A 26,327-nucleotide genomic window follows, 5' to 3' on the forward strand; every position below is an offset into this window, starting at 1 on the left:
CATGCTAAGCTTTTCAACGTGCCGCGGGGTGGAGCAGCTCGGTAGCTCGCTGGGCTCATAACCCAGAGGTCGTAGGTTCAAATCCTGCCCCCGCAACCACACGAAGGACCCGATCTCGACAGAGATCGGGTCCTTCGAGGCATCCGGGCGGTGCCTCACGGCCCGTACTGCGAGCGCCAGCGCACCAGCGGGTGCAGCGCCCAGGGCACGCTCTCGCTCATGGCGGTGACCTCGCCCACCACCAGCCGGTGCGTGGCGGCGGTGTGCACGGCCACGACCCGCAGATCGAACCACGCCAGCGCGCCCTCGATCAGCGCCGGGGCGCCCGGCTGGCGCCGGAAATGCGGCACCTGGTCCAGCAGGCCGGGCAGCGGCGCACCCTGTTCGCCGAGCCAGTCGGCGATGCGCCGCTGGTCGGTCGCGAGCAGGCTCAGGCCGAATCTGCCCGCATCGGTCACGGCGTCGGCGATGCGGCTGAGCTCGTACAGGCTCACCACGATCGTCGGCGGGTCGTACGACACCGACAGGAAGTCGGTCACCGTGACGGCATGATCCCACCGGCCCGCCACCGCCGTGACCACCCCGACGCCCTTGGCGACCAGGGTGGAGCGCAGCTTGTAGGCATCGGCATCCGCCTGCGTCGGCGCCTCCGACAGCACGTGTTCCCGGTGCTCGGCGGAAGACGGCATCGGCGGCTTTCTCAGCCGACGGGTGCGTGCCGCGCGTGCTCGGACGCCAGCGCGTTCAGCGCGACGACCGAGTGCGCATAGGCACCGCCGGCGCGCATCTCGGCGGCGACCCAGATGGCCTCCATGATCTCTTCGTCCGTGGCGCCCCTGCGGGAGGCGAGCTTGGTGTGACCGTCGATGCAGTAGGGGCACTGCGTGGTGTGGGCCACGGCGACCGCGATCAGCTGCTTGGTCTTCTCATCCAGCGATCCGGCGGAGAACACCTGCTTGCTGAACGCCTTGAACGCTGCGGCGGTCTCGGGAACGAGTGAATCGCGCTGGGCGGTGAACTCGGCGGTGCGCTCGGGGTACGGGGAGTGGCTCATGGCATTCCTTTCTGCGGCCGGTCCCGGCCGTCATTCTCAGCGTATGCCCCGCTGCATGCGCCCGGCCGCAGTTGCCCGATGCCGCCGCCCGGGCGAGGATGGACCCATGCCCGATGAACCCGGCCTCGCCGCACCAGCCGTGGCCGTCGCGGTCGCGCAGTTCGCGCCGACGGCGGATGCCGATGCCAACCTGGCCGAGATCACCCGGCTGACCGACATCGCCACGGCGCGCGGTGCGCGCGTGGTGGTGTTCCCGGAATACTCCAGCGCCTTCATCGACCCGTTCGACGCGTCGCTCGCTGCCCACGCGCAGGACGTGGGCGGCCCGTTCACGGCCGCGCTGACCCGGCTCGCCGCCCGGCACGGCATCCACCTCGTCGCGGGGCTGCTCGAGCACGGCAGCGACGGCCGCCGGGTGCACAACACGCTCGTTGCCGTCGACGCGGGCGGGGTGCGCGCGCGGTACCGCAAGCTGCACCTGTACGACGCGTTCGGCCAGCGCGAGTCGGACTGGATCGAGCCGGGACCGCTGGCTCCGCCCGAGGTGTTCGCGGCCGACGGCCTGACGTTCGGCCTGCAGACCTGCTATGACCTGCGCTTCCCCGAAGTCACGCGCACGCTGGTGGATGCCGGTGCCGACGTCGTGCTGGTGCCGGCGCAGTGGGTGCGCGGGCCCGTCAAAGAGCACCATTGGCGCACCCTCATCCAGGCCCGTGCGATCGAGAACACCGTCTTCGTCGCCGGCGCCGACCACCCGCCGCCGCTGGGGGTCGGCCAGTCGATGGTCGTCGACCCGCAGGGCGTCGTGATCGCGTCCGTCGGCACCTCGACCGACGTCGCCCTCGCGCACCTGGACCCGGACCTGATCCGGCGCGTGCGCGAGCTGAATCCGGCGCTGCAGCTGCGCCGGTTCCGCGTCGTCGCGGGAGAGTAGCCGCCCGCGGGTCCCGGTCAGGCCAGGCGCTGCAGGCGCGCCGCGGCCTCGCGGATGACCTCGACCCGCTTGCACGCCGCGAAGCGCACCAGGGTCGCGAACCGGTCGCGATGGGCGGCGCTGACGAAGGCCGTGATCGGGATCGCCACGACCCCGACCCGGTCGGGCAGGTCGCGGCAGAACGCGGCAGCGTCGGTGGCCCCCACGGGTGCGGCGTCGGCGACCGTGAAGTACGAGCCCGCCGGCCGCGATACGTCGAAGCCGGCCTCGCGCAGCCCCGCCCCGAGCAGATCGCGCTTGGCGCGCAGCGCCGCGGCGACACCGGTGAAGAACGACTCCGGCAGGCGCAGGCCCGCCGCGATGGCCGGCTGGAACGGGCCGCCGCTGACGTAGGTGAGGAACTGCTTGACGGCCAGCACGGCATCGACCAGGTGCGCGGGCCCGGCGGCCCAGCCGATCTTCCATCCGGTCGTGGAGAACGTCTTGCCGCCTGAGGAGATCGTCAGGGTGCGCTCTGCGGCGCCCGGCAGCGACGCGATCGGCACGTGCGGCTCGTCGAAGATCAGGTGCTCGTAGACGTCGTCGGTGACGATCAGCGCGTCGTGCCGCTGCGCGAGACGCACGATCTGCTCGCGCACCTCGGCGCCCAGCACCGTCCCGGTCGGATTGTGCGGATCGTTGACCAGGATGATGCGGGTGCGATCGGTCACCGCCTCCTCCAGCAGGTCCGCGTCCGGCTGGAAGTCGGGCCAGCGCAGCGGCACCGGCACCAGACGCGCGCCGGCCAGCGCCACGCACGCCGCATACGAGTCGTAATAGGGCTCGAACACGACCACTTCGTCGTCGGGTCCGTCCACCAGCGCCAGCAGGGCCGCGGCGATCGCCTCGGTGGCGCCGGCAGTGACCACGACCTCGCGGTGCGGGTCGAGGTTCAGGCCATAGAAGCGCTGCTGGTGCTCGGCGATGGCCGTGCGCAGATCGAGGATGCCTCGCCCCGGCGGATACTGGTTGGCGCCGTCGGCGATCGCCCGGCGGGCGACCTCGAGCACTTCGGCCGGTCCGTCCTCGTCGGGGAAGCCCTGGCCCAGATTCACCGCGCCGGTGAGCTCGGCAAGAGCGCTCATTTCGGCGAAGATGGTGGGAGCGGTCTGACCGTCGGCGCCGAGCAGACCGGCGCCTTGGGCCACACGGCGCCAGGCGCCTGGAATATCTCGCACGATAACCACGCTACCCGCATAGGTACATCCCAATGTCGGCATAAGGAAAACACAGAATCGGTCGGCATGCTGGCAGGTGTCAGCCAGAAGGAGCACCCCATGAGCGATAACCAGGACATCCGTCCCGAGGACGGTTCGGCGGCAGACGCGCCGCAGACACCCGATGCTTCGGGTGACGCCACGACCCCGCAGACTCCGGCCGTCGCGCCGGCAGCGCCGGCCGCATCGACGCCGGCACAGCCGGCGGCACCGGCCGGATACCCGGCGCCGGCATACCCGCCCGCACCGACGACGCCCGCCAGCCAGGGCTATCCGACCGGGCAGCAGGCCGCCCCGGCCGGGCAGTATCCGACCCAGCCGTACCCGGGCGCCGGCTTCGGTGTCGGCCCGGCCCCGCAGACCCAGCCGGTCGGACCGGAGAGTGCGCCCGCGCGCACCGAGAAGAAGAACTCCGGTGCCGGCAAGGTCGTCGGACTGCTCGTGGCGGCGGCTCTGGTCGGCGGCGCGGCAGGCCTGGGCGCCACCTGGGCCGGAGCCAACCTGTGGGGCCCCGTCGGCGCGTCGCCGGCCGCCGGCCCGTCGGTGGTCACGGTCAACAACACGGAGAGCGTGAACGCGACCACGGCCATCGCCACGAAGGTGCTCCCCAGCGTCGTGACCATCAGCGTCTCGTCCGGGCAGAACGGAGGCACCGGCTCGGGCGTCGTGCTGAGCAAGGACGGCTACATCCTCACCAACACCCACGTGGTCACGATCGACGGCCAGACGGCGTCGCCGAGCATCTCGGTGACCACCTCGGACGGCCGGATCTTCTCCGCGAAGGTCGTCGGCACCGACCCGATCTACGACCTGGCCGTCATCAAGGTCAGCGGCGCCACCGACCTGACCCCGATCACCTGGGGCGACTCGAGCAAGCTGAACGTCGGCGATGAGACCGTCGCGATCGGCGCTCCGCTGGGCCTTGCCAACACCGTCACGACCGGCATCGTCAGCGCGCTGAACCGATCGATCGAGATCGCGTCGTCGGCGGCGCCCCGCCAGGGCGACAACACCGACAACGGCGGCAACGGCAACGGCAACGGCAACGGCGACAATGGCAACAGCCCGTTCTACTTCGACTTCGGCCAGCAGCCGCCCACACAGCAGGCCAACGAGTCGATCAAGATCGCCGTCATCCAGACCGACGCACCGATCAACCCCGGCAACTCGGGGGGTGCACTGGTCGACAGCGCGGGCAAACTGGTCGGCATCAACGTGGCCATCGCCTCCACCGGCAGCACGTCCTCGTCCAGTCAGTCCGGGTCGATCGGCGTCGGCTTCTCCATCCCCTCCGACATCGCGCACCGCGTGGCGGCGGAGCTGATGGACGGCGGGCACGCGACGCACGGCCTGCTGGGGGCGACCGTGCGCGACGCAGCGAGCATGCCGAGCGCGACCATGACCGGCGCCGACATCGTCAGCGTCACCTCGGGTGGGGGAGCGGCGAAGGCCGGCCTGCGTGCGGGGGATGTCGTGACGTCGTTCAACGGGGTTCCCGTGGGCAGTGCGGTCGACCTCACCGCCCAGGTGCGGGCGGCCGCGGCCGGCAGCACCGCCAGCGTGACGTTCGTGCGCGACGGTCAGACGCAGACCGTGCAGGCCACCCTCGGCAGCCTGAAGTAGCCCGCAGGGAACGGACGCCACCCCACGATAGGCTCGCGGGGTGGCGTCCTTCTCGTTCGGTGCGGGCAACGCGGCCAAACTGCTGCGGATCCCGCTGTACGCAGCCGGGCGCCTGGCCACGATCCTGATCCCGCGCTCGCGCGACGAGTGGGTGTTCGGGTGCGGTGCCGGCGTCGGCGACGGCGCGCTCGCGCTGTGGCACGAGGTCGCCGCGCACGGCCATCAGACGGTGTGGCTGGCCGGATCGCCGCGCGAGCTCAGCGACTGCGCCGCCCGCGGCATCCCGACCGTCGCCAAGCACTCCGTGCGCGGCTTCTGGCGCACCGCACGCGCGCGCGTCGTCGTGATCACGCACGGCTTCGGCGACGTGAACCGCTACGCCACCGGCGGCGCGTTCATCGCGCAGCTGTGGCACGGCATCCCGCTCAAGCGCATCGGCATCGACTCGCCCGAGACGGTGCGCGTGCCGGACGGGCTGCGCCGGATGCCGGGGGCAGGGCTCGTGCGCCGGATGATCGGGATGCTGTACCGCGCCACGACACGCCGGATCGACCTCATCCCGGCGGCCTCGCCCCTGGTGCGGGGGCGACTGGAGTCGGCGTTCTCACTGCCCGAGTCGCACGTCCCGGTCACCGGGGAGCCCCGCGTGGACGTGCTCTCGCAGGGCACCGTCGACACTCGGGCCGCGCATGCACGGCGGCTGCTGACGGATGCGGTCGGGCCCACCGGGAGCGCAGCGCTGATCCTGTACGCCCCGACCTGGCGCGACGGCGCGGCCGACCCCGCGGTGCCGTCGGCGGACGAGTGGGCGCAGATCATCGAGGTGCTGGACCGGCGCGATGCCGTGCTGCTCGTGCGCTCGCACCCGCTGGGCGCCGGCGCGTACCTGCCTCCGGCGCCCACCGATCGGGTGCGATCGGTCGGCAGCGACACGATCGTCGACATCACGCCGGCGCTGCCCGGCGTGCAGGTGCTGATCACCGACTATTCATCGCTCGCGTTCGACTCGGCGCTGGTGCCGCTGCCGGTGGTGTACCTCGCGCCGGACCTCGACGCCTATGCGCTGCGGCGCGGCCTCTACGGCCGTTATCAGGATGTCGCGGGCACGGACTGGGAGTCGGACTGGGGCGGCGTCGTGGCGCAGCTGGACGCGCTGCTGGGGGGCCCGGATGCCGCCGCACGCGCCGTGCGGACGGCGCGGGCCGCGGCGCTGAGCGCGCGCATGCACGCGTTCGACGACGGCGGCAACACGACCCGGGTCTATCGCGCGATTCGCGCGCGGCTGGAGCCCGGGACGGCACACCGGAGGCGACGATGACCGACGCGCGGTTCGAGACCCATCCCGCGCCGGCACTGGTGCTGACCGGCACCGGGCCGCGCCCGCAGCGCGTGGATCTGGTCGGTGCACGGGCCGTGGTCACTGCGAGGCTGACCGGCCGCGGCAAGACCTGGCGGGCCGTGGTGCCGCTGCGGGCCGCGCGCTGGGGCGGACCGCTGCTGCCGCTGCCGACCGGGGACTACGACGTGCACATCGAGCCGGGCGCCGCAGGCGACCCGGTCGAGCTGACCGCGGCGCTGCCGGTGACCGTGCTCGGCGACCTGCGGGCGAGCCTGGGCGACGGCCGCGTGCAGATCGGGCCGCCGACGGACCCCGTCTACGACTCGTGGGAGGCGCAGGCGGCGCTGGAGCGGCGATATGCGACGAGGCCCTCGGCGCAGCTGGAGAACGCCGTCTTCTTCGAGAGCTTCTACGGCCGCAACGCCAGTGACAACCCGCTGGCGATCGATCGCGAGCTGGCGCGCGTGGCACCGGAGGTGACGCGGTACTGGAGCGTCGTGGACCTGTCGGTGCCGGTGCCGCCCGGGGCCGTGCCGATCGTGGAAGGCAGCCCGCAGTGGTGGCGCGCGCGGGGTGCTGCCCGTCTGCTGGTGGTCAATGACTGGCTGCGGCGCAGGTATGAGCGGCGCCGCGGGCAGCACGTCATCCAGACGTGGCACGGCACGCCGCTGAAGCGCCTCGCGCTGCACCGGCACGGGTTCGACCTGCGGCGGGCGTTCGCGGTGGTCCGCGAGTCGCGGCGGTGGGATGTGCTGCTGGCACAGAATCCGTATGCCGCCGGCATCCTGAGTCGCGCCTATGCGTTCGGACGCCGGCCGATCTGGGTGGAGGGCTACCCCCGCAACGACGTGCTCGTGGGCGGAGACGGCGCCGCTGCCCGGGCGCGGCTGGGCATCGGCACCGGCGAGCGGGTGCTGCTGTACGCGCCCACCTGGCGCGACGATCGCGAGCAGATCGTCGACTTCCTCGACCTGGAAGCCCTGGCGCGGCAGACCGGGGCCGTGGTGCTCGTGCGCGGTCACTCCCGCACCCTGGCACCGGGGCGGGATGCCGCGGGGGCGCGGGTCATCGACGTCACGGCGTTCGGCGACACGGCGCAGCTGATGCTGGCCGCCGACATCCTGATCACCGACTACTCGTCGGTCATGTTCGACTTCTCGGTCACCGGCAAGCCGATCTTCTTCCTGGTGCCCGACATCGACCACTACCGCGGCGACCTGCGGGGGTTCTACTTCGATCTGGCCGCGCACGCACCCGGACCGCTCGTGCAGACGCAGGAGCAGCTGGTCGCCGCGATCGCCGATCACGATCCGGCCCGCTTCGCGACCGACTATGCGCGGTGGCGGGACCGGTTCAACGCCCGCGAGGACGGCCACGCCGCCGAGCGGGTGCTCGCGCGCATCCTCGACCAGGGGCTGATCGCGCGCTGAACGCTAGGGCAGCGGCGTGTTGCGCGAACCGAGCCGCGAGGTGTCGATCGTGTCGCGCGCGCCGGTGAACGCGCCGCCGAGGAACCCGACGCCCCACGACAGGTGCATGGTGGGGAGGACGATCATGGTCCACAGCGTGTCGCGCCAGCCGGCGCGGCCGGTGCCGCCAGCGCCGCTGAGGGCGACGCCCACGATCACCAGCAGATAGGCCACCAGCGGCAGGTAGACGATCGAGGCGACCGCCGATGGCCAGCCGGTGAGCACCCGGGTCAGCTGCAGCACGCCGAGCACGACGGCCAGCGCGATGACGACCAGCAGCGCCGGCGGCGCGAAGTAGCGCAGTGAATTGCGCCGGCCGTAGCGGCGGACCAGCTCGCCCCGCCAGGCGCCGGTCGCACGGAACTGACGGGCCAGGCGCACCCAGCTCTCGCGTGGCCAATAGGTCACTGAGAGAGCCGGGTCGAACCAGACCCGGTAGCCGCCGCGGCGGATGCGCAGATTCAGCTCCCAGTCCTCGCCGCGGCGGATCGTCTCGTCGAACAGGCCGACCTCGTCGAGCACGCTGCGGCGCATGACACCCAGGTATGCGGATTCCGCTTCGCCGGCGCTCGCGCTGCCGTGGTAGGCGCCGCCGCCGAGTCCGATCGGCGAGTTGTACGCCCGTGCGACAGCGCGCTGGAACGGCGTGCGGCCGTCGGCACGCATCACGCCGCCGACGTTGGCGGCCCGGGTTCCGGCAAGGATCGCCAGGGCGGCGCGCGTGTAGCCGGGGGGCAGCTCGGAATGCGCGTCCACGCGCACGAGGGTGGGGTGGGTGCTCGCGCGGATGGCGAGGTTCAGTCCCTTGGGGATGTCGGCGCCGGGGTTGTCGACCAGCACGATGCGGTCATCGCCGGCAGCCAGCCGGCGGGCGAGTTCGGTGGTGCCGTCCGTGGACGGGCCGAGCGCGAGGACGAGCTCGGCGGGGCCGTCCAGCTCCTGGGCGAGCACGGTCTGCACCGCCCGCTGCAGGTAGCCGGCCTCGTTGAGGACGGGCATGACGAACGAGACCCCGGTGCCGGCGGCCGGTACGGGGGCATCGCGGTGTCCTGGCGTGTCGTCCTGCACCAATCGATCATGCCACGTCCGTCGCGCGGTGCACGTAGACCCATTCGGGCAGCCGGCCGCCGGAGAACAGCGTGTGCAGCAGCCCGGCGAGCGAGTGGTCGGGTCGGATGCGCAACGCCGCGTCGACGTGCGCTCCCGCGGCCGTGCCCGATCCCAGCCCCCACTCCAGCCAGGCCAGCATGCACCGCAGGTCGGGCTGCAGATGCTCCGGCAGGTTCACGATGACCCGTCCCAGCACCCGGCGGGCCCGGCGCATCCGTTCCACATGGGGCCGGCGCCGACTGGTGCCCGTGAACAGCCCGCCGGATACGCTGGCCGCGGCACCCCTGCCGGTGCCGTAGCGGGCCGCGACGACCTCGTCCATGCTCTGGCCGGTCACCCGCTGCGCCTCGTGCAGCTCGTCGGCCTCGCGCCGGGCGCGCTGCCCGATCGCGCGCCCGAACGCCATCTGCAGCACGATTTCGTCGCGCCGCGCCCGCAGCACGCTGAAGGCGGCAAGCCGTGCCAGCGCTCGCACCGGTACGTCATCCGGCTCGAATTCGAGCAGCTCTTCGACGAACGTGACCGCGTCGTCCAGATCGACCGGCTCGTACCGGCCGAAGGCGTCTGGTTCGGCGGCGTCGACCAGCAGATCCTCGAGCGCTGCAGTCAGTGCGGTCGCGAGCTCGGGCTCGCGCGGCGGCAGTGCGGCGGCATCCGTGTGCGCCGGCAGCGGGGTGCCGCCGCGGAACCGCTCCGCCTGTGCCGCAAGCGGGCTGGCGTCGACCTCGGACAGCGGATGTCCCTCGAGCGGCGGAGCCTTCTCATGCCAGCTCGCCCAGCCGTCCGCGCTCGCACAGAGGGCATCCTTGACCCGGAAGCCGGCCGCGTCGAATGCGTCGTCGAGCCGCTGGATCAGTCCCTGCCACCGGGGGAAGGCGACCGGGAAGGTCTCGTCGGTGCAGACGACCAGCAGCACCGCGTCGCAGTCGTCGACGCGGCTCATCGCGCCGACCGCGACCGCACCCAGCGCATCACCGTCGTGGGGATCGGCCGCGGCGGGCGGCAGATTCATGCGCATGGCGCCCATCGTGCGCGTGCCGTGGAAGGGGACCACCACGACGCTCTCGCGCACGGTGCACCCGAGCAGCGTCGGCAATGCGGCCAAGAAGTCGGCGCCGGTGGCGGAGGTCAGGATCGTCGGTGACTCGGTCATGCCCCATGGTGGCCACGCGCCCACTGCCCGCAGGGTGCGAGCAGTCGATCTGTGCAGAACCGGCGGTGACCGCCGGATTCGGCCGGGTTGGGGAGGAAGCGTTGCCCGGTGCCGACTCAGTCGACGCAGCGACTCAGTCGGCAGGGTCGCTTCCGTCGGGCTCGTCGTCGTCGGCAGCGGGCGTGCTGTCCTGCGGCGGTACCGGCACCACTTCGATCGTGATCGAGTTGCCGACCGGACTGGTGGTGATCGCGAACGGGTCGGTCGGCGGCTCGTCGAGATACTCCGCCTCGGTGCGGTCGCGCAGCGGTTCGGAGGGGATGCCCGCCCACTCGAACGGCTCCTGCGGGCGCGATGCGAAAAGTCCCATACCGTCATTGTCTCGCGGACGGGGCGCTCGTGGGGCATCGCGGCCCAGCACGGCGCGGATCCGCGCGCACGGGGGCCTGCTCAGTGCGGATCGGTGGACGAGTCGCGGCGGCGGGTCACCGCGCGGCCCGCGGCACGACCGGCGGCGCCGAGCTTGCCGGCGGCGGTCGCACCGGCGCCCCCGACGAAGCTGCCGGCGCCTGCAGCGGCGCTGCCTGCCCGCCGCAGACCGTGGCCGAGCGCGTGCTCGACGCGCATCGCCCCCGGCCGCGGCTCGATCTCGGGAACGATGGTCTCCGGCGGCACGCCGAAGCCGCGGCGTGCGCCGATCACGACGCGCCGGCCGAGAATGCCGTTGCCGACCCCGCCTACGGCGGCGCCGACGCCGAACGGCAGGGCCTTGCCGAGAACAGAGGCGCCCCCGGCGGTGGCGAAACGGTGCAGGAACATGCTCTTGAGCCGATCCACCAATGGCCCCATCGCGGCGCGGGGGAGCGAACTGGTGATCAGCTCGCCCCAGTACGTGCCGCGCGCCGGCCCCTTGCCGGACGCCTGCCGGGCCAGCTGCGCGACCAGGTCGACGCCCTCTTTTCCCAGCATCAGGGTGAGCACCAGGGCGCGCGCCCGGTCGGGGTCGTCCACGCGGATGCCGTGCACCTCGGCCATCGACTGGGCGAACAGCGCGGTCGCCTCGACGAAGGCGATCGTCTCCACGCCGCTGAGGGCCAGCGTCACCCCCGTGGTGATGCCCGGCACCACGGCGGTGGCACCGACGGCGGCACCGCTGGTGGCGACGGCCGCCAGATATCGGCGCTCTAGGATGCGCACCAGCGCCGCCGGTGTCGCCTCCGGATGGCGCAGCCGGATGCTGCGCAGATGCGCGATCACCGCCGGTCGCTGCACCGCCAGCACGCGGTCGAGGGCACGGATGATGCGGGGGTGCTCGGCGGATCCTTCCGGCGGCAGCCCGCCTGCCCACGGAGCGTCGTCCGGGAGTGAGTCGATGCGGTGGATTCTGCGTGCCATCACGCCGATCCTATGCGGGCGTGTCTGACCGTTGCCCGCAACCGGCGAGCGGGCGCACCGGATCAGACGTAGAGGTTCGCGCGCTCGAGGTCTTCGGCGAAGTCGACCTCGACGGCGTACAGGTCCGAGATGTCCAGCGGCAGCAGCCGCATCCCGTCTTCGGCGATGGCCAGTTCCAGGCCGCGCTCGAAGTAGTCCTGGTCGTCGACGCGGTGCAGCTGGCGGATGAGGGCGCGCTTGTCGCCGCTGGAGACGTAGTTGATGCCCACGGCTTCGCCGATGCCGCCGCGCACGGTCTTGGACAGCTCCTTGACGAAGCCGTCTTGCGAGACGGTGTACTTGACCTCTTCGTCGCTGACCTTGTCGGTGTTGACCGTCACGAACGACTGGTCGCGCTCGATCAGTGCGATCGCGCGGCCGAGGATGCGCGGGTCGAAGACGACGTCGCCGTTCATCCAGAGCACACCGCCCTTGCCGGTGGCGCTCAGCGCGCGCAACAGGCTCTTGGAGGTGTTGGTCTGGTCGTAACGGTCGTTGTAGACGTAGTCGGCCTGCGGAAACGCCTCGACGATGGTCTCGGCGCGGTAGCCGACGACGGTCGTGATGCGCGCGCCCTTGCCGAATGCGGCACGGATGTTGTCGTGCTGCTGGCCCATGATGCTGCGGCCATCGCTGAGCCGGGTCAGTGACTTCGGCAGGCTGCGACCAAGGCGCGAACCCATACCGGCTGCGAGGATTACAGTCTGAAGAGTCAAGATCAGCTCCTGAGGTATGTGTCTGGGATGCCGACGCATGTCGACAGACACCCCTTCGTGCTTGCTTCGATTGTATCTGATGCAGTGCCGCGCACCATGGAATCTGCTATGAAGTTGTGTTTCCGTGATCAAGCACACGGCGTTTTCTCAGCCGGTGGCCGCCCAGGTGCACTTGATACGTTTGGTCGGTGACAGCCTCCCTTCCGGTGCCGCCCGACCCTCGCGCAGTCGATGAGCGCGCGCCGGCGTCGCCCGTGCGGCCGGCATCGGCTCCGCCCAAGCCGGCACTGTCGGCGTCGCAGGCGGCAGCCCTGGCAGCCGGGTTGCGGATGCCGGAGCCCGACGCCGTCGTCACGCCGGCGCGCGCCCCGAAGCAGAGGCCGAAGCCCAAAGCGAAGTCGAACCGTCCGTCGAAGAAGCGCCGGCCGGCGTCACCGCAGGCACCGGCTCGCCGGACCGTCCCAGACAAGCCGCCGCTGCCGTCGCATGCAGCGGAACCGACTCCGGAGTCCGAGCCGGCCCCGGAACGCGCAAGGGAGCTCGAGCCGGAATCGATTGCGGAACCCGAGGTCGAGCCTGAACCAGTACCGGAGCCAGAGCCTGCCCGGGAGCCTGAGCCGGAGCCTGAGCCGGAGTCGGAGTCCGAGCCGAAACCCGAGCCTGAATTCGCCGATCCGATCGCCACGCTCGCTCCCGGCCCGGCCCAGGCTGCGGCGTCCGAGCAGCCCGCACTGCGGTTGCGCGGCATCGTGAAGTCCTTCGGCCAGGTCGATGCCGTCGGCGGCATCGACCTGACTGTGCCGGCGGGCACGATGTACGGACTGGTCGGCCCGAACGGCGCCGGCAAGACCACGACCCTGTCGATGATCTCGGGACTGCTGCGCCCCGATCGCGGCACCATCGAGGTGGCCGGCATCGATGCCCGCCGCCACCCGCGCGAGGCGAAGCGGCTGATGGGCGTGCTGCCCGACAAGCTGCGCACCTTCGACCGGCTCACCGGTCGCCAGCTGCTGTACTACTGCGGCGTGCTGCGGGGCTTGGATGCCGCCGTCGTGAACAGTCGCACCGCCGACCTGGCCCGCGCGTTCGACCTCGTCGAGGCGCTCGGCAGGCCCGTCTCGGACTACTCCGCCGGCATGACCAAGAAGGTGCTGCTGGCGGGCGCCATGATCCACTCACCGCTCCTGCTCGTGCTCGACGAGCCGTTCGAGGCCGTCGATCCGGTCTCATCGGCGGTGATCCTCGACATCCTCGGCACCTACGTCGCCCACGGCGGCACCGTCATCCTCTCCAGCCACGGCCTCGAGGTCATCGAACGGGTTTGCTCGCGGGTCGCCGTGCTGGTGGCCGGACAGGTGCTGGCCGAAGGCACCGTCGTCGACGTGCGCGGCGAACTCACGCTCGAGCAGCGCTTCGTCGAGCTGACCGGTGCGCACGGCGACGTGGAGGGCCTGGAATGGCTGCACACGTTCTCCGACTGAGGCTCGCGATGCTCGTCGCCCCGCTGCGCGCCGGCGTGCGCCCGGCGGTGCGCACGTTGCTCGGGCTCGCAGTCCTTGCCGCCGCCACGGTGCTGGGCTGCATGGGTCTGCTGTCGCTGCGCGATTCCTCGGCCGAGGTCGCTCTGGTGGTCAGTGTGCTCGGGGGCAGCGCGCTCACGCTCGGCTTCGCCGCGGCACCGCTGATCGTCGGGGCGGTCGACCCGCTCGACCCGCGCCGGTTCCGGCTGTTCGACGCGCCCGCCGGCCCGCTCGCGGCGATCCTGGCGCTGGCCGGCCTCATCAGCGTGCCGATCGCCGCCATCGCCGCGCTGTCGGTGTGCCTCGTGCTGCTGTGGGCCGCCCACGGCGTGCCGGTGGCGGCGGCGATCGTCGGGGTGGTGCTGGGCACGGCCACCTGCGTGCTGGCCGCACGGGTCTGCATGGCGCTGGCCGCGCTGTTCCTGCGCGAGCGGCGCTCCCGCGAACTGACCGGACTGTTCGTCGTCGCGCTGCTGGTGGTCGTGGTGCCGGTGGGCGTGTTCCTGGCATCGCTGCAGTGGGGTGGACGCGTGCCCGGCCGGCTCGCCGCGGTCGCCGACATCCTCGGCGACACCCCGATGGGCGCCGCCTGGACGGTTCCGGCGCGCTGGGCGACCGATGCCGCGGTCGCCGGGAGCAGCCTGGCCATCGCGGTCGCCACCCTCGTGGGGCTCGCGCTGGCCTGGTGGTCGCTGGTGCACCGGGCGCTGCACACCACCGAGCGACCGTCCCTGGCGCGCGGCAGCGGCCGGCTCGGCTGGTTCGCGGTCGCCCCCGGCACCCCCACCGGCGCGATCGCCGCGCGCAGCGTGCTCTACTGGCTGCGCGACCGCCGCTACCTCGTCAACATCCTGATCATCCCGATCGCCGCGCTTCTGACGATGGTGCCGCTGCTGATCGTCGGGGTGCCGCTGTCCTACGTCGTCCTGGTGCCCGTGCCGATGATGGCGCTGTTCCTGGGCTGGCTGCCGCACAACGACCTTGCCTACGACTCGACGGCGGTCTGGATGCACATCGCCGCCGGCGTGCGCGGCGTGTCGGATCGGATCGGCCGGCTCGTGCCGATCCTGCTGATCGGCATCCCGGTGCTGGCGATCACGATCCCGATCGTGGTCGCCCTGCACGATCGGTGGGCGATGCTGCCGGTGCTGGTCGGCGTGTGCGCGAGCCTGTTCCTGGGCGGGCTGGGCCTGTCCTCGGTGGCCTCGGTGGCCGCGCCCTACCCGGTGCCCCGGCCCGGGGACAGCCCGTTCCAGCAGCCGGAGCGGTCCGAGGCATCCGGCGTCGTCGCCCAGGCGCTCGTGCTGCTCGCCGCCCTGATCGTGGCGGCACCCGCGCTGTGGTGGGGATGGCTCGCCTTGACCGTCGACATCGGCTACGCCGACTACGCGTTCTGGGGCGGGGTGGGCGTCGGCGTGGCCGTGCTGCTGATCGGCACCGGGGTGGGGGCCGCCGTCTTCGACCGCCGGGGCGCGGTGCTGCTCGAGCTCGCCGAGGCCGCCTGAACCCAGTACGGTCCCGGGGCGGACGGGCGCCGGTAGAATGAACCGCTATGAGCACCCCGATCGACCACCCTGATTCCGGGGGCGTGGCCACCCTCGACCGTGAGCTCGAAGAGCTGCTGCAGGAAGAGCATTTCGAGCCGGGCGACCATGAGCGCTTCTCGCACTATGTCAAGAAGGAGAAGATCCTCGAATCGGCTCTCACCGGCAAGCCGGTGCGCGCGCTGTGCGGCAAGAAGTGGACGCCGGGCCGCGACCCGGAGAAGTTCCCGGTGTGCCCGACGTGCAAAGAGATCTACGAGTCGATGAACCGCTGAGCACGCTCACGCCACGTCGACGAAGACGGTGGGGATGGCCGGGCCCGACCGGCTGAGCGCCAGCGCTCGCACCGGCAGCTCCTCGCGCACCCGGGCGTGATGCGCACGCGCCGCGTGCACGCCGGCAGGTCCCTCGAACGACGCATCGATGTCGCCGCCGTCGATCAGCGGCACCTGCAGGGCCCGGGCATCGGCGTCCTCGGGCGCCGTGCCGGCCGGCTCGAACCCGTCCGCGACCATGATCAGCTCCTGCGTGGCGGTGCCGGCATCCCGCACCCGGAACGCCGTCTTGCGGCCGCCCTTGGATGCCTTGTCGGCGGAGGACTTGGCCACCCCGACCCACGAGCCGTCGGCGGCCTGCCGCGCCACGAGCTTGTAGACCATGCCCGCGGTTGGCGTGCCCGACCCGGTCACCAGCGAGGTGCCCACGCCGTACGAGTCGACGGGGGCGGCGGCCAGCGTCGCGATCGCGTACTCGTCGAGGTCGCTGGTCACGGTGATCTTCGTGCCGGTCGCGCCCAGCCCGTCCAGCTGTGCGCGCACCGCGGCGGCGACGATCGGCAGATCGCCGGAATCCAGCCGCACGCCGCCCAGCCCGGGGCCCGCGACCCGGATGGCGGTGTCGACGCCGGTGCGGATGTCGTAGGTGTCCACGAGCAGGGTCGTACCGGTGCCGAGCGCCTCGATCTGTGCGCGGAACGCGTCCTGCTCGCGCTCGTGCAGCAGCGTGAACGAGTGGGCGGCGGTGCCCATCGTCGGGATGCCCCAGACCCGCCCGGCTTCGAGGTTGCTGGTCGCGTCGAACCCGGCGATGAAGGCGGCGCGGGCCGCGGCCACGGCCGAGCGCTCGCCGGTGCGCCGCGAGCCCATCTCGGCCAGCGGCCGGTCGCCGGCGGCGATCGCCATCCGTGCGGCGGCGGTGGCCACCGCCGAGTCGTAGTTGAGCACGCTCAGCGCGAGGGTCTCCAGCATCACGGCCTCGGCGAAGGTGCCCTCGATGGTCAGCACCGGCGAGCCGGGGAAGTACAGTTCACCCTCGCGGTAGCCCGAGACCGACCCGCGGAACCGGTAGCTCTTCAGAAACGCCAGGGTTGCGGCATCCACCACCTTGTCGTCCTGCAGATACCGCAGCTCGTCGTCGTCGAACCGGAAGTCGCGGATCAGGTCGAGCAGCCGGCCGGTGCCGGCCAGCACCCCGAACCGTCGCCCGCCGGAGAGCCGCCGGGTGAACAGCTCGAACACGCACCGCCGTTGCGCCGTGCCGCTGCGCAGCGCCGCCTCGAGCATCGTCAGCTCGTAGCGGTCGGTGAACAGTGCGGTGCTGCGGTCGGTCATGGCGGTCAGCCTAGCGGGCGCGACGGGGCGGCTAGGCTGGTGGACTGTGAATGACGCGCCGATCGGCATCTTCGACTCGGGGGTCGGCGGGCTGACCGTCGCCCGTGCGGTCTCGGCACTGCTGCCGCGCGAGTCGATCCGCTACATCGGCGACACCGCGCACTCGCCATACGGCCCCAAGCCCATCGCCGATGTGCGCCGCTACGCGCTCGAGGTGCTCGACACGCTGGTCGACGAGGGCGTGAAGATGCTCGTGATCGCCTGCAACACGGCGTCGGCCGCGATGCTGCGCGACGCGCGCGAGCGCTATGACGTGCCGGTCGTCGAGGTGATCGGCCCCGCCGTGCGCACCGCGATCTCGACGACCCGCAACGGCCGCATCGGCGTGATCGGCACGGCCGGCACGATCGGCTCGGGCGTCTACCAGGACATGCTCGGCGTGAACGCGAACCTGAACCTGTTCGCGCAGGCGTGCCCGCGGTTCGTCGAGTTCGTCGAGGCCGGCATCACCGACAGCCCCGAAGTGCTCGCCGTCGCCGAGTCCTATCTGGCGCCGCTGCGGCACGCCGGAGTAGACACCCTGGTGCTCGGCTGCACGCACTACCCGTTCCTGGAGGGCGCCATCAGCTATGTGATGGGCGCCGACGTCTCGCTGGTCTCCAGCGACACCGAGACCGCCAAGGACGTGTACCGCCAGCTCGTCTCGCGCGACCTGCTGGCCGGGCCGGATGCCCGGGCCCGGCGGGACTACGAGGCCACCGGCGACTCGGCCCACGAATTCCTGGAACTCGCACACCGGCTGATGGGCCGGGAGGTGCGCAGCGTCACGCTGGTGCAGACCGGCGTCATCGATCTGCCGCGGTAGCGGCATCCACCCCCGAGAGGACATCCATGACTGACATCACCCGTGCCGACGGCCGCGCCGTCGACCAGCTGCGCGAGGTCACGATCGAACGCGGCTGGAGCGCGCAGGCCGAGGGCTCGGCGCTGGTCAGCTTCGGCAAGACCCGGGTGCTGTGCACGGCCTCGTTCACGGGCGGTGTGCCGCGCTGGCTGACCGGCAAGGGCAAGGGCTGGGTCACCGCCGAGTACGCGATGCTGCCGCGCGCGACCAACACCCGCAATGACCGCGAATCGGTCAAGGGCCGCATCGGCGGCCGCACCCACGAGATCTCGCGACTCGTGGGCCGCGCGCTGCGCGCCGTGGTCGACACCAAGGCGCTCGGCGAGAACACCATCGTGATCGACTGCGACGTGCTGCAGGCCGACGGCGGCACCCGCACGGCGGCGATCACCGGCGCCTACGTCGCGCTGGCCGACGCGATCGCGTGGGGGCGGGAGCGCAAGTTCATCGGCCAGAAGGCGACCGTGCTGTTCGACTCGGTCGCCGCGGTGTCGGTGGGCATCATCGACGGCGAGCCGATGCTCGACCTGGCCTATGTCGAGGATGTGCGCGCCGAGACCGACATGAACGTCGTCGTCACCGGCCGCGGGCTGTTCGTCGAGGTGCAGGGCACCGCCGAGGGCGCGCCGTTCGACAAGAGCGAGCTCGACCGGCTGCTCGAGCTCGGGGTGAACGGCTGTGCGCAGCTGCGTGACATCCAGACCACGGTACTGGCGGCGCAGCAGTGACCAGCGCGGTCCTGGCCACGCACAATCCGCATAAGGTCACCGAGTTCGCCCAGGTCGTCGCCGCGACGCGACCCGAATTCCAGCTGCTCGATTACGACGGCCCCGAACCGGTCGAAGACGGCGTCACGTTCGCCGAGAATGCGCTTATCAAGGCGCGCGCGGCCGCCGCGCACACCGGGCTGCCGTCGTTCGCCGACGACTCCGGCGTGTGCGTGGACGTGCTCGGCGGCGGCCCCGGCATCTTCTCGGCCTATTGGGCCGGCCACCGGAAGGACCCGGTGGCCAACCTGAACCTGCTGCTCGACCAGATCAGCGACATCGCCGACCCGCACCGCACGGCGCACTTCACGTCGGTGATCGCCCTGGTGCTGCCCGGCGGCGCCGAGCATGTCGTCGAGGGCATCTGGCCCGGCCGGATCGCGACCGCCGCGCGCGGGGATGGCGGCTTCGGCTACGACCCGATCTTCATCCCGGACGAGCAGCCGACGGCCATCGAGCGCACCGTCGGGGAGTGGACCGACGACGAGAAGGCCGTCGCCTCGCACCGCGCCCGGGCCTTCGAGGCACTCGGGCCGCTGCTGCGACTGCTGTGATACCGGGCCGGAGGCATCGGCCGAGACTGAGAATCAGACTCATTCTCAGTTTTGGCTCTTGACTGCCGATATTTCTTGAAATATCCGCGACTTCCTGCGCCGTCAGACTAGCGCATGCCCGGCACTTTGGGCACGAAATGGGCACGCGCCGATGATTTCACCGGCTCCAGCGACCCGCTCAAGCCGGTCTTCTCAGCCTCCCTGGATGCCCCCTCTGAGCGCATCAGCAGCGAGCACCGGCTGAGGTGGCCTCGGCCTAAGTCGCGCCTGGACGCCCTGCACAGCGGAGGCAGCGAGCGCCAACCTTCACGCTCAAGTTGAGACTTAAAGTGTTATTTCGGCGCTCAGGGCGATATCACTCAGCGACGAACCTTTTAGGGGCCGAACGACCGACGCCCCCGGACTGCAAATCCGAGGGCGTCACAAAAAAAGTTGATCGTGATGCTCATTCTACCTGGCAACTCTCCTCGGCCCCAGCGCCGCGTCCCGCTGACCCGCGCGAGCGCCGACCACTTCGCCGCAGTCGATCGCGCAGCCGCAGCGGACCGCACGCGGTCTAGCCTCTTTAATTCATCAACAGACGCCTTCTTTTTCGCTCCCTCTTCCACACCTTCTAAATATGAGCTCAACGGCGGACAGCGTCAGTACACGACACGGCGAGGCATCCGCCTCTGTCGCGTGGGTGGCAAGTCCTGCCGCTCGGCGCTGTGCGCCCTCTGCAGTGGTCGCCGTGCCCGCCGTCAGCGTCGAGAGCTGATAGCCGCGCTGAGAGCTTCACGGCCCCGTTATGCACTTCTCTGGACATACACACTGGCCAGCACGCCGGATGCGGCCCTCGGGCCGCTCATCGGCAACTTGGCCGAGCTTCACGCAGCAGTAAATGCTTCCGGCTGGCTCTCATCAAAAGTAGACGGATACGCCCGTGTAGTCGAGATCGAACGGCCCGATTCCGGTTGGCATCCGCACGGGCACGAACTTTTCATTTTCAAGAAACATCTCTCCCGAGCTGAGGCGCAGACATTTGCCGTCGCCCTTCGAGACCGCTATCTGTCCGCCGCCGCCCGGCTGGGCATCCCGGCGAGCGCAGCAGGTCAGCACGTGCGAGTCGTCCCCTTGGACCAGCTCGACGTCGCCGCCCGCTACATCACGAAACAACACATCACGACCGGGCCGAAGGCAGGCACTCGCACGCTGGCCATGCTCAGCGCCGATGCCTTCACACGGGGCGACGCCGACGCCTTGGCGCTCATCCACGAAGCGGAAGCCGCGACCTATCGGCGGCAGCTCTGGCGCGTCTCCGGCGCATGTAAGTCGCCCGTGCTGTTCAATGCGTCGCGACGCACGTAGAACTCAGTAGCTGGCCAAAACTGGGGAGAGAATTTGACCGATGAGGAGATGATCCAGAAGTTCTATTGAGCGGATGCGCAGGCCATTTCAAAATTTTCTCGATTCACTTGTTTATCTGCGCCACATCCCCGTATTACTCAATGAGGGTTGAGTTGCAACCGTCAACGAAAAGGAGAAAATCATGACAACCTACTTTTTTGATCACGACGCACAGCCGATGAGCGCCTTCAGCGCCGCGTCCCACGCGGACGATTTCTTCGCTTGGCGGTACGGTTCGCATTTCATGACAACGGTGATTGTCACCCGCGAGAGGGGAGCACGGCACACCGTGACCGCCGAGTCATGGACTGCTCTCTCACCCACGAGCATCTACGGATCGGTCGAGCGCGAGGGCGACATGTTCCGTCCTGCCGACTCCACGGGAAAGAAGCTGATTTCGCAGGCATCGCTCACCGACGCTCTCGCGAGCATCCTGCCCGCGTAGCACGGCGTGGTCCACGGGCCGTCCACGAATGCCCGTGGACCACATGCGGCGAGCGCCCATAGAACGTCGATGAACACGAGTTTTGAGTTGTGAGGCGAGAGGCCGATATCTAAAAGTATGGCGACGACAGCGATACCGGCGCGAGCCTATAGCCGCGAGTGCCGAGCATGCCGTCATCCTCAGGCAGCAGCGATAGATGAAGCACTCGCATCACGTGTGCCGATAGCGCAGCTCACCCGCCAGTTCGGAGTCAGCCGCGACATCTTGTACCGGCACGTTAAACACATGACCCCCGGCGTGGTGGACGCCATGCAATCGTCGCCGCAGCTTCGCGCGCTCGCGTTGGTGGACCGGATGGCGAGCATTGCCGACGACGCCCGCACCGGTCGCATAGGGGCGTACGCAGCCGGGAATGCGTGGCTGGGCGCACGGCTGGGTGACTCCGAGCTGAGAGCGCTGGAGGCGATGGCGGACCGATTCAAGATCGATCATGACGCGCTGGCCGACGACCACAGACGAGCACTGGAGACAGCACGACAGGCGGCAGGCCTTGCCCGCGCTGTGGACCGCGCCGTGGAGCAGCACCCCGAGCTGGCCGAGATCCTGGCCGCAGCAGCAGATGCCGAAGGTATCCCAGAGATCGCGGCGATGCTCCGAAACGAACCGACTACAGATCATGAAACATCTACCCGGGAGATCGCATAATGCCGACTACAAACAAGATTCCGACGCCCCGAGCAGTCCGGCCAGGTGACGAAGTGACCGCCCTCAAAGCGGGCGAGATCGTGCACAGTGGAGGCAGCATCTGGAGCAGCAGTGGCATCGTCGTCAGCCGCGGTCAGGTTATTGTGTTGACACGAAATATGATCGACGCGAGCAAGGGTCGGAACGGCAAACCGTCCGGCCTCGCGCTCGCCGGTGACACCGAAGCGCAACTCAGCAAATGGGGCGAGATCCGCTGGATGTTGGGACGACCAGACGAAGACTTCCTCATGACGACGCCCGGGACCCCCGAGCATGCGGAGGCCCGCGAAGCCGCCCGCCGAGCCGCCTGGATGGAGCCAAACCCAGGCCGTCGCGCCGCAGCCCTCAACGACGTGCAAGCGCGATATGGCACCGCCACCAGCACATCGCACACCTTGAACAGTGCACCCGATCCATCGGTGCGACTGGCAGCTGAGCAGGACGCCCGGCTTGCCAAGAAGGGAAACTGACATGTCGCGTGTTGGCTACAGTCATGCGGCCAGGCACAAAATCTTCTCTGAGCTTGTGGCCGCCGTGCTGGAGTCTCACTACGTGCCCGCCGCGATCCTTCCGCGAAAAACTTACTCACGGCTCGCCGATGCGATGGCCGACGACGCGGCGTTGCACCCAGACCTCGCCGTTAGTGGTCTTTGGGTCGAGGTGACATCTACGCCCTCGATGGCGCGGATCGGTGAGTACATCGATGCAGGGCAGCGCGATGCGCAGATCGCGGGCAGCGCCGACCCCGTGGCAGTGGTCAGTTATCGTCGTGGTCGGTCCGGAGCTGACGGCATCGCCTCGATGTCGCTGGATGACCTCGCAGAGCTCCTCGCCCGTATGAGCGCCTCAGAGTCTCCAGTGGGCCAGTGACACCGTGCACACCCTCCAGGCCCGCAGAACGGCGCACAGAGCCGCTCAGGACGCACTGGGCACTCTCCGTGTCGTAAAGCCGACATTCGCAGGCCAGGCGCAAACCGTCCGAGTCGGGCACGCGACGTACGGTCTCCCGCCCGGCTACCGGTGCCAGCTCGCGCAGCGTGGCCAGCTCGCATACGTGCTCGGTTACGACGGCAGTGTGCACGTGATGACGAGTCATGGCGAAATCGTCGGCATGCCGACTCCTCTCCTCGCTCTGATCCGCTCGCACGCTTTCGGCCAGAGCTGACCGATCCTCCAATTTCACACAGACCGGCCACGGGGCGGGGAAGCCGCCTCCAAAGGGGGCGACGACCTCTTGCCCGCCCCGCTCCGTGGCCCTTACCACCTGTGCTTGCAGGCTTCCCGGTGGGTACATACGTCGGCGCGTCAACAGCTTCACGTGGCGTGCGGGCGTCCTTCAGCTGCGTCGTCGTCCGCGACCCTCGGCTCAGCCGCCGTGGCGATGAGACCCAGCCCGGCGTGCTCTGTGATTCCCTCCAGCCCCCACGGTTCCGGGACGATTCTCTTGTTGGGATCGGTCCAGCGTTCTTCGAGCCAGACTCGAATGGGCGTCCCATCCGAAGGTTCAAGCACGAGCAGACGTCCCTCTCCATTGCCACTCTTGATGGCCGTGATGTGCGCGCGGATGTCCGTGGCTCTGAGAGAAGGGTGATACATCCGCAGAGTCCCGATGGGTAGCGGGCGGTTGAGGACCGTAAACGTGGAGTCGCTAAACGAGGCGGCGATGGCATGCGGATCTCCGAGTTCGCCAATCTCCCTAGGGTCAGCCGTGGCGCTAATGGTCGCGGTCAGCGCGCCGAGCTGTGGGGAGTATGTCGCGCGACCTTCTGTCAACATCCTGGCGACTCTTACGTCGATCCGATCCTTATTCGTGATGGCCGCAGGAAACGGGAAGGTCACGCCGTAGGCGTTTTCGAGAACTGCTAGGTCCTCGACCATCTCGAAGGTGTCTGCCGGAAGAGGGTCGCTTCCTCGGGTGCGACGTGTCGGTCCCTCCATTCCGAAGAGTCTGCGCTCCGCACCGTGCAGCTCCCACATCTCGCCACTCTCGATGAGATCTATGAACTTCAACAGTGCGAGTGCGGAAGTCGCCGTCATCGAATGAAGGTCATAGCTAAAGTCGGCCTCTCCTCCTTCCGCGTCCCTAGGAACCCGAAAAGTGATGGTCAATGTGAGGAACTGACCCTCGACCGTTATGCCTCTACTACCCGAGGAGATCAGTCGGATCTCACCGGGCAACGATGCCAGCAGGCCGCCCCTCGCGCTCACGACGCGGATCTCAGCCGGGAGCGGTTTGGGGAGGGCTTGCGGCTGGATCTCCAAGCTTCCCTTGGACCGATCAGCGATCCACTCGGGACCAAGCGTTTCGAAGACCCCCAGGACTTCAGGTGGCAAGAGGAGGCTTCTCGATCCGCCGTACTCGACAAGTCTTGTGAACTCCTTCAGGAGTGGCTTGTGCTCGTCCCCAAACGTCGGGGCAAATCGGAGCTTGATGGGCTCCTTTTCTGACGCGTCAGGACGCTTCGCGAAGAGACTCTGTGTGACAGTATGCCCATCCGTGGTCACCTTGACTCCCCAGTAGGGGCTTCTACTGTCGGCGAGCTGACCCAGCTTCAAAGCTCTCTCTGCTAGGTCACCCACTCCACCCAAGCCCGCCGACTCGTGCGCGGCCACACGTAAGGCGTCGAGGAGCGGGCGGCGCGTAGCGGCGGCGAGCAGGTCGGGATGCTTCGCAATCGCCTCATCAAGCTCCCCCCTGCCCCAGACCTGGATGCGTACCGTCCGCCCTCTTCGGAGAGCGAGCGTGCTCTTCAACTCCGCCACGGTGGGATTTCTGGGTGTTATCAGTGTCCATTCCTCGAGGTTCGCCAGCCCAGCGACACGCTCAAAGGATAGCTTCACCTGCTCCCGACGCTTCCTGAAGCCCCCGGACATGCCTTCCGGAAAGAACTTCAACTGATAGACCTGCACGATCTCGTCGTCCCTGCTGACGTAGACGTCCAGGCCGTCGTCGCCACCACGCCCGTCGATGACGTACGCGTGGCCGTCGTCGCGCGTACTCCAGGTCCGCTGAATGAGCGACTCCACGACTCGTTCGAACTCCTCGCGGCCATCTTCCCAGTTGACGTATCTGCCGGTTTCCACGCTGACTCCTTCGCGTCGTTCCTATCCTGGCAGTCAAGGCATTGGACGTAGGAGTCTCGCAAAAACCATGGACGGGTGAGAGTGTCGATCCGTCCTCGATCCGGCTCGATCCAATCTCTCAAAAGTATCTCGCATAACCTATTGTTATGCGAGATGAGTTGTGAGACCATTGACGCATGACGACGTTTGGATACATCCGCACCAGCACCAAGGACCAGAACGCCGACCTCCAGCGCGACGCCATCGCCAGGGTGGAGGGAATCAAGCGCGTGTACGCCGACGAAGGCGTGTCCGGCACTCTCGCGTCGCGCCCCGAGTGGGACAAACTGATCGACCGACTCGAAGACGGCGATGAGGTTGTCGTGTGGAAGCTCGACCGGATGGGGCGCAACACCATGAACGTGCTGGAGGCCGTCAAGACGATCACAGACAAGGGCGCGAGCTTCCACAGCCTCACCGAGAAGATCGACACGAGTGGCCCGATGGGACAGGCGATGCTGACCATCATGGCGGCGTTCGCTCAGCTTGAAAGGGACACGATTGTCGAGCGCACTCGCGCCGGACTCGACGCCGCCAAGGCGAAGGGAAAGATCGGCGGACGACCGTCCGTCGTGGACGTCAAGAAGCTGGCCACGATCAAGAAGCTCGTAGCATCCGGCGACCACAGCCGCGCCGACATCGCCCGCATGGTCGGCGTCAGCCCCGCTACCCTCTACCGAGTCATCGCGACCCTGTAGGCGACCCTTCTCTCGACCTCGCCCCTGGCCCCGTGCTGGGGGCGTTGTCGTTGACCACGCGCGCTCGGCCAGGTCATGCCATGATGCGAGCGTGACTTCAAATGACCTCTTTGTGGTGCTCGTGGTGCCCCTAGTGCTCGCATTGCTGGGTATTTCCGGAATTGCGATCGGTGCGTGGCTTTCGGCACGTTCAGCCCTCCGGGGCGATTGATCGACATGAATGAGCGCGAGGCGACGGTGCAACGGGCGTTTGGCATCCGGGCTGTGGCCGCTGTAACTGAGATCGGCATCGTGAGTGCACACATCATTGAAGACATACAGGGTCGAGCCGATGAGATGGCTAACAAAGCACAGGGATCGGTGACAGTAAGAGTCGAGCATGACCCAGCGCTCATGGAACGGGAACGACGAGCAACTGAGGAGTGGCGATCCGTGCTTGCGGCATCGCAGTATCACACGAGCGGGAATCTCGCGCAGGCCCTATACGAGTTCGACAGTCAACGTAGCGTTGTGGTCGATGCGGTCAACCGCGCATCGACTCCCGAGCTGTTGGCCGCCGCGCAGCGTGAATGTGAGAAGTTGCGGGAGGATCGGGCCGGGCGGGTCTATACGCTCTTGCAGGTAGATAAGCTCCGGAGCACGGCGCGCGTCTACGGTCTCGCCCACGTCGTCCGGCTCCGCAGGTTCGCCAAGTCAGTTAGCGACGCCCTGGGGCATGAAATGGCCAAAGGCGAAGCGATGGCGGAGCGCAGACAGCGAAGTGCTGATGCCAGGGAGCATGCGTCCAGCTAGCTCGGGGCGCAGGCGTCTGGAATCCTCCCGGGAGGCGTCCAAAGCGGTCTGCGCTGCGAGATTTTAACCATCGGCCGACCGTCTCGAAAGCGCCAATAGTCAGCTTCGACGCGCTCGATAAATTCCAGCAGCTGGCCGACATCTTGGTTCAT

General features: G+C 69.1%; 27 protein-coding genes and 1 tRNA gene. 18 read left to right on the forward strand and 10 right to left on the reverse strand.

Features of this window, described 5'->3' with window-relative positions; translation table 11 throughout:
* Positions 1-22 precede the first annotated feature (22 nt).
* Positions 23-99: transfer RNA gene (locus ABD705_RS06535), tRNA-Met, on the forward strand.
* Positions 100-155: 56 nt separating this feature from the next.
* Here the strand turns inward: ABD705_RS06535 and ABD705_RS06540 are convergent.
* Entirely contained in the window at positions 156-689 is a 534-nt protein-coding gene (locus ABD705_RS06540; protein ID WP_344781762.1) for a flavin reductase family protein, read from the reverse strand.
* A gap of 11 nt (positions 690-700) precedes the next feature.
* Entirely contained in the window at positions 701-1,054 is a 354-nt protein-coding gene (locus ABD705_RS06545) for a carboxymuconolactone decarboxylase family protein (RefSeq protein ID WP_344781764.1), read from the reverse strand.
* A 106-nt stretch (positions 1,055-1,160) separates the two neighbouring features.
* Here ABD705_RS06545 and ABD705_RS06550 point away from each other — a divergent pair, with 106 nt between their 5' ends.
* Positions 1,161-1,988, forward strand: coding sequence for a carbon-nitrogen hydrolase family protein (locus tag ABD705_RS06550; RefSeq protein ID WP_344781766.1), 828 nt, complete (start codon positions 1,161-1,163; stop codon positions 1,986-1,988).
* Between the two features lie 17 nt (positions 1,989-2,005).
* Here ABD705_RS06550 and ABD705_RS06555 read toward each other — a convergent pair whose 3' ends face one another.
* Positions 2,006-3,205, reverse strand: coding sequence for an aminotransferase class I/II-fold pyridoxal phosphate-dependent enzyme (locus ABD705_RS06555; protein WP_344781768.1), 1,200 nt, complete (start codon positions 3,203-3,205; stop codon positions 2,006-2,008).
* Between the two features lie 99 nt (positions 3,206-3,304).
* Between ABD705_RS06555 and ABD705_RS06560 the strand changes: the two genes are divergently transcribed.
* The 3 genes from ABD705_RS06560 to ABD705_RS06570 are packed head-to-tail and all read left to right on the forward strand — an operon-like array spanning position 3,305 to position 7,636.
* A complete protein-coding gene (locus tag ABD705_RS06560; RefSeq protein WP_344781770.1) occupies positions 3,305-4,867 on the forward strand; it encodes a S1C family serine protease in 1,563 nt (520 codons plus the stop codon).
* 40 nt (positions 4,868-4,907) lie between these two features.
* Complete coding sequence (locus ABD705_RS06565; RefSeq protein WP_344781772.1) at positions 4,908-6,185, forward strand: CDP-glycerol glycerophosphotransferase family protein; 1,278 nt, start codon at positions 4,908-4,910, stop codon at positions 6,183-6,185.
* Positions 6,182-7,636, forward strand: coding sequence for a CDP-glycerol glycerophosphotransferase family protein (locus tag ABD705_RS06570; protein ID WP_344781774.1), 1,455 nt, complete (start codon positions 6,182-6,184; stop codon positions 7,634-7,636). The genes ABD705_RS06565 and ABD705_RS06570 overlap by 4 nt, the downstream gene beginning before the upstream one ends.
* A 3-nt stretch (positions 7,637-7,639) precedes the next feature.
* Here the strand turns inward: ABD705_RS06570 and ABD705_RS06575 are convergent, their stop codons facing one another.
* From ABD705_RS06575 to ABD705_RS06595, 5 genes are all read right to left on the reverse strand, one after another.
* Positions 7,640-8,674: a glycosyltransferase family 2 protein gene (locus ABD705_RS06575; RefSeq protein ID WP_425562049.1), complete on the reverse strand. Its 1,035-nt coding sequence runs from the start codon at positions 8,672-8,674 to the stop codon at positions 7,640-7,642.
* A gap of 76 nt (positions 8,675-8,750) precedes the next feature.
* Positions 8,751-9,938 carry a DUF4192 family protein gene (locus ABD705_RS06580; protein ID WP_344781778.1) on the reverse strand — a complete coding sequence of 396 codons (1,188 nt, stop codon included), beginning with the start codon at positions 9,936-9,938 and terminating at the stop codon, positions 8,751-8,753.
* Positions 9,939-10,071: 133 nt separating this feature from the next.
* A complete protein-coding gene (locus tag ABD705_RS06585) occupies positions 10,072-10,308 on the reverse strand; it encodes a hypothetical protein (RefSeq protein ID WP_344781780.1) in 237 nt (78 codons plus the stop codon).
* Positions 10,309-10,388: 80 nt separating this feature from the next.
* Positions 10,389-11,333, reverse strand: coding sequence for a hypothetical protein (locus ABD705_RS06590; protein WP_344781782.1), 945 nt, complete (start codon positions 11,331-11,333; stop codon positions 10,389-10,391).
* A gap of 62 nt (positions 11,334-11,395) precedes the next feature.
* A complete protein-coding gene (locus ABD705_RS06595; RefSeq protein WP_344781784.1) occupies positions 11,396-12,088 on the reverse strand; it encodes a phosphocholine cytidylyltransferase family protein in 693 nt (230 codons plus the stop codon).
* A gap of 749 nt (positions 12,089-12,837) precedes the next feature.
* Here ABD705_RS06595 and ABD705_RS06600 point away from each other — a divergent pair.
* Genes ABD705_RS06600 through ABD705_RS06610 form a run of 3 tightly spaced genes read left to right on the forward strand, consistent with a single transcriptional unit; the run spans position 12,838 to position 15,427 of the window.
* Positions 12,838-13,569 (forward strand): ABC transporter ATP-binding protein, encoded by a 732-nt coding sequence (locus ABD705_RS06600; RefSeq protein WP_344781786.1) that lies wholly within the window; start codon positions 12,838-12,840, stop codon positions 13,567-13,569.
* Between the two features lie 8 nt (positions 13,570-13,577).
* The gene (locus ABD705_RS06605) at positions 13,578-15,113 is read left to right on the forward strand and encodes a hypothetical protein (RefSeq protein ID WP_344781788.1); all 1,536 of its coding nucleotides are present in this window, start codon (positions 13,578-13,580) and stop codon (positions 15,111-15,113) included.
* A 47-nt stretch (positions 15,114-15,160) separates the two neighbouring features.
* Complete coding sequence (locus ABD705_RS06610; protein WP_344781790.1) at positions 15,161-15,427, forward strand: DUF3039 domain-containing protein; 267 nt, start codon at positions 15,161-15,163, stop codon at positions 15,425-15,427.
* A gap of 6 nt (positions 15,428-15,433) precedes the next feature.
* Here ABD705_RS06610 and ABD705_RS06615 read toward each other — a convergent pair whose 3' ends face one another.
* Positions 15,434-16,762 carry a nicotinate phosphoribosyltransferase gene (locus tag ABD705_RS06615; protein ID WP_344781792.1) on the reverse strand — a complete coding sequence of 443 codons (1,329 nt, stop codon included), beginning with the start codon at positions 16,760-16,762 and terminating at the stop codon, positions 15,434-15,436.
* A 46-nt stretch (positions 16,763-16,808) separates the two neighbouring features.
* On the opposite strand from ABD705_RS06615, the gene murI reads away from it, so the two are divergent.
* The 8 genes from murI (at position 16,809) to ABD705_RS06655 (ending at position 22,432) form a co-directional block, all read left to right on the forward strand.
* Positions 16,809-17,627: a glutamate racemase gene (gene murI / locus ABD705_RS06620; protein ID WP_344781794.1), complete on the forward strand. Its 819-nt coding sequence runs from the start codon at positions 16,809-16,811 to the stop codon at positions 17,625-17,627.
* A gap of 26 nt (positions 17,628-17,653) precedes the next feature.
* Entirely contained in the window at positions 17,654-18,394 is a 741-nt protein-coding gene (gene rph / locus ABD705_RS06625; protein WP_344781796.1) for a ribonuclease PH, read from the forward strand.
* Positions 18,391-18,987: an RdgB/HAM1 family non-canonical purine NTP pyrophosphatase gene (gene rdgB, locus ABD705_RS06630; RefSeq protein WP_344781798.1), complete on the forward strand. Its 597-nt coding sequence runs from the start codon at positions 18,391-18,393 to the stop codon at positions 18,985-18,987. The genes rph and rdgB overlap by 4 nt, the downstream gene beginning before the upstream one ends.
* Positions 18,988-19,665: 678 nt before the next feature.
* Entirely contained in the window at positions 19,666-20,334 is a 669-nt protein-coding gene (locus ABD705_RS06635; RefSeq protein ID WP_344781800.1) for a protein rep, read from the forward strand.
* Between the two features lie 283 nt (positions 20,335-20,617).
* Entirely contained in the window at positions 20,618-20,818 is a 201-nt protein-coding gene (locus tag ABD705_RS06640; RefSeq protein WP_344781802.1) for a hypothetical protein, read from the forward strand.
* Between the two features lie 285 nt (positions 20,819-21,103).
* Positions 21,104-21,523, forward strand: a complete 420-nt coding sequence (locus ABD705_RS06645) for a hypothetical protein (RefSeq protein ID WP_344781804.1) — start codon at positions 21,104-21,106, stop codon at positions 21,521-21,523.
* 53 nt (positions 21,524-21,576) lie between these two features.
* Complete coding sequence (locus tag ABD705_RS06650; protein ID WP_344781806.1) at positions 21,577-22,032, forward strand: hypothetical protein; 456 nt, start codon at positions 21,577-21,579, stop codon at positions 22,030-22,032.
* 1 nt (position 22,033) lies between these two features.
* Positions 22,034-22,432: a hypothetical protein gene (locus tag ABD705_RS06655; RefSeq protein ID WP_344781808.1), complete on the forward strand. Its 399-nt coding sequence runs from the start codon at positions 22,034-22,036 to the stop codon at positions 22,430-22,432.
* A gap of 444 nt (positions 22,433-22,876) precedes the next feature.
* Here ABD705_RS06655 and ABD705_RS06660 read toward each other — a convergent pair whose 3' ends face one another.
* On the reverse strand, positions 22,877-24,646 hold the full coding sequence (locus tag ABD705_RS06660; RefSeq protein ID WP_344781810.1) for a hypothetical protein: 1,770 nt from the start codon (positions 24,644-24,646) through the stop codon (positions 22,877-22,879).
* A gap of 176 nt (positions 24,647-24,822) precedes the next feature.
* Here ABD705_RS06660 and ABD705_RS06665 point away from each other — a divergent pair, with 176 nt between their 5' ends.
* Together ABD705_RS06665 and ABD705_RS06670 are read left to right on the forward strand one after the other, a co-directional pair.
* On the forward strand, positions 24,823-25,383 hold the full coding sequence (locus ABD705_RS06665; RefSeq protein WP_344781812.1) for a recombinase family protein: 561 nt from the start codon (positions 24,823-24,825) through the stop codon (positions 25,381-25,383).
* A 174-nt stretch (positions 25,384-25,557) separates the two neighbouring features.
* Positions 25,558-26,175 (forward strand): hypothetical protein, encoded by a 618-nt coding sequence (locus tag ABD705_RS06670; protein ID WP_344781814.1) that lies wholly within the window; start codon positions 25,558-25,560, stop codon positions 26,173-26,175.
* Positions 26,176-26,327: the final 152 nt, after the last annotated feature.

This window comes from Microbacterium kribbense, assembly GCF_039537285.1.
GTDB classification, from domain to species: domain Bacteria; phylum Actinomycetota; class Actinomycetes; order Actinomycetales; family Microbacteriaceae; genus Microbacterium; species Microbacterium kribbense.

Excerpts from the sequence above, each read along its gene's own strand:
- ABD705_RS06610 (WP_344781790.1), top strand. The coding sequence starts at position 15,161 with ATGAGCACCCCGATCGACCACCCTGATTCCGGGGGCGTGGCCACCCTC.
- ABD705_RS06540 (WP_344781762.1), bottom strand. The coding sequence starts at position 689 with ATGCCGTCTTCCGCCGAGCACCGGGAACACGTGCTGTCGGAGGCGCCG.
- ABD705_RS06580 (WP_344781778.1), bottom strand. The coding sequence starts at position 9,938 with ATGACCGAGTCACCGACGATCCTGACCTCCGCCACCGGCGCCGACTTC.
- ABD705_RS06560 (WP_344781770.1), top strand. The coding sequence starts at position 3,305 with ATGAGCGATAACCAGGACATCCGTCCCGAGGACGGTTCGGCGGCAGAC.
- ABD705_RS06645 (WP_344781804.1), top strand. The coding sequence starts at position 21,104 with ATGACCCCCGGCGTGGTGGACGCCATGCAATCGTCGCCGCAGCTTCGC.
- ABD705_RS06570 (WP_344781774.1), top strand. The coding sequence starts at position 6,182 with ATGACCGACGCGCGGTTCGAGACCCATCCCGCGCCGGCACTGGTGCTG.
- ABD705_RS06550 (WP_344781766.1), top strand. The coding sequence starts at position 1,161 with ATGCCCGATGAACCCGGCCTCGCCGCACCAGCCGTGGCCGTCGCGGTC.
- ABD705_RS06575 (WP_425562049.1), bottom strand. The coding sequence starts at position 8,674 with ATGCCCGTCCTCAACGAGGCCGGCTACCTGCAGCGGGCGGTGCAGACC.
- ABD705_RS06615 (WP_344781792.1), bottom strand. The coding sequence starts at position 16,762 with ATGACCGACCGCAGCACCGCACTGTTCACCGACCGCTACGAGCTGACG.
- ABD705_RS06590 (WP_344781782.1), bottom strand. The coding sequence starts at position 11,333 with ATGGCACGCAGAATCCACCGCATCGACTCACTCCCGGACGACGCTCCG.
- ABD705_RS06665 (WP_344781812.1), top strand. The coding sequence starts at position 24,823 with ATGACGACGTTTGGATACATCCGCACCAGCACCAAGGACCAGAACGCC.
- ABD705_RS06545 (WP_344781764.1), bottom strand. The coding sequence starts at position 1,054 with ATGAGCCACTCCCCGTACCCCGAGCGCACCGCCGAGTTCACCGCCCAG.
- ABD705_RS06655 (WP_344781808.1), top strand. The coding sequence starts at position 22,034 with ATGTCGCGTGTTGGCTACAGTCATGCGGCCAGGCACAAAATCTTCTCT.
- ABD705_RS06585 (WP_344781780.1), bottom strand. The coding sequence starts at position 10,308 with ATGGGACTTTTCGCATCGCGCCCGCAGGAGCCGTTCGAGTGGGCGGGC.
- ABD705_RS06640 (WP_344781802.1), top strand. The coding sequence starts at position 20,618 with ATGACAACGGTGATTGTCACCCGCGAGAGGGGAGCACGGCACACCGTG.
- rph (WP_344781796.1), top strand. The coding sequence starts at position 17,654 with ATGACTGACATCACCCGTGCCGACGGCCGCGCCGTCGACCAGCTGCGC.
- ABD705_RS06605 (WP_344781788.1), top strand. The coding sequence starts at position 13,578 with ATGCTCGTCGCCCCGCTGCGCGCCGGCGTGCGCCCGGCGGTGCGCACG.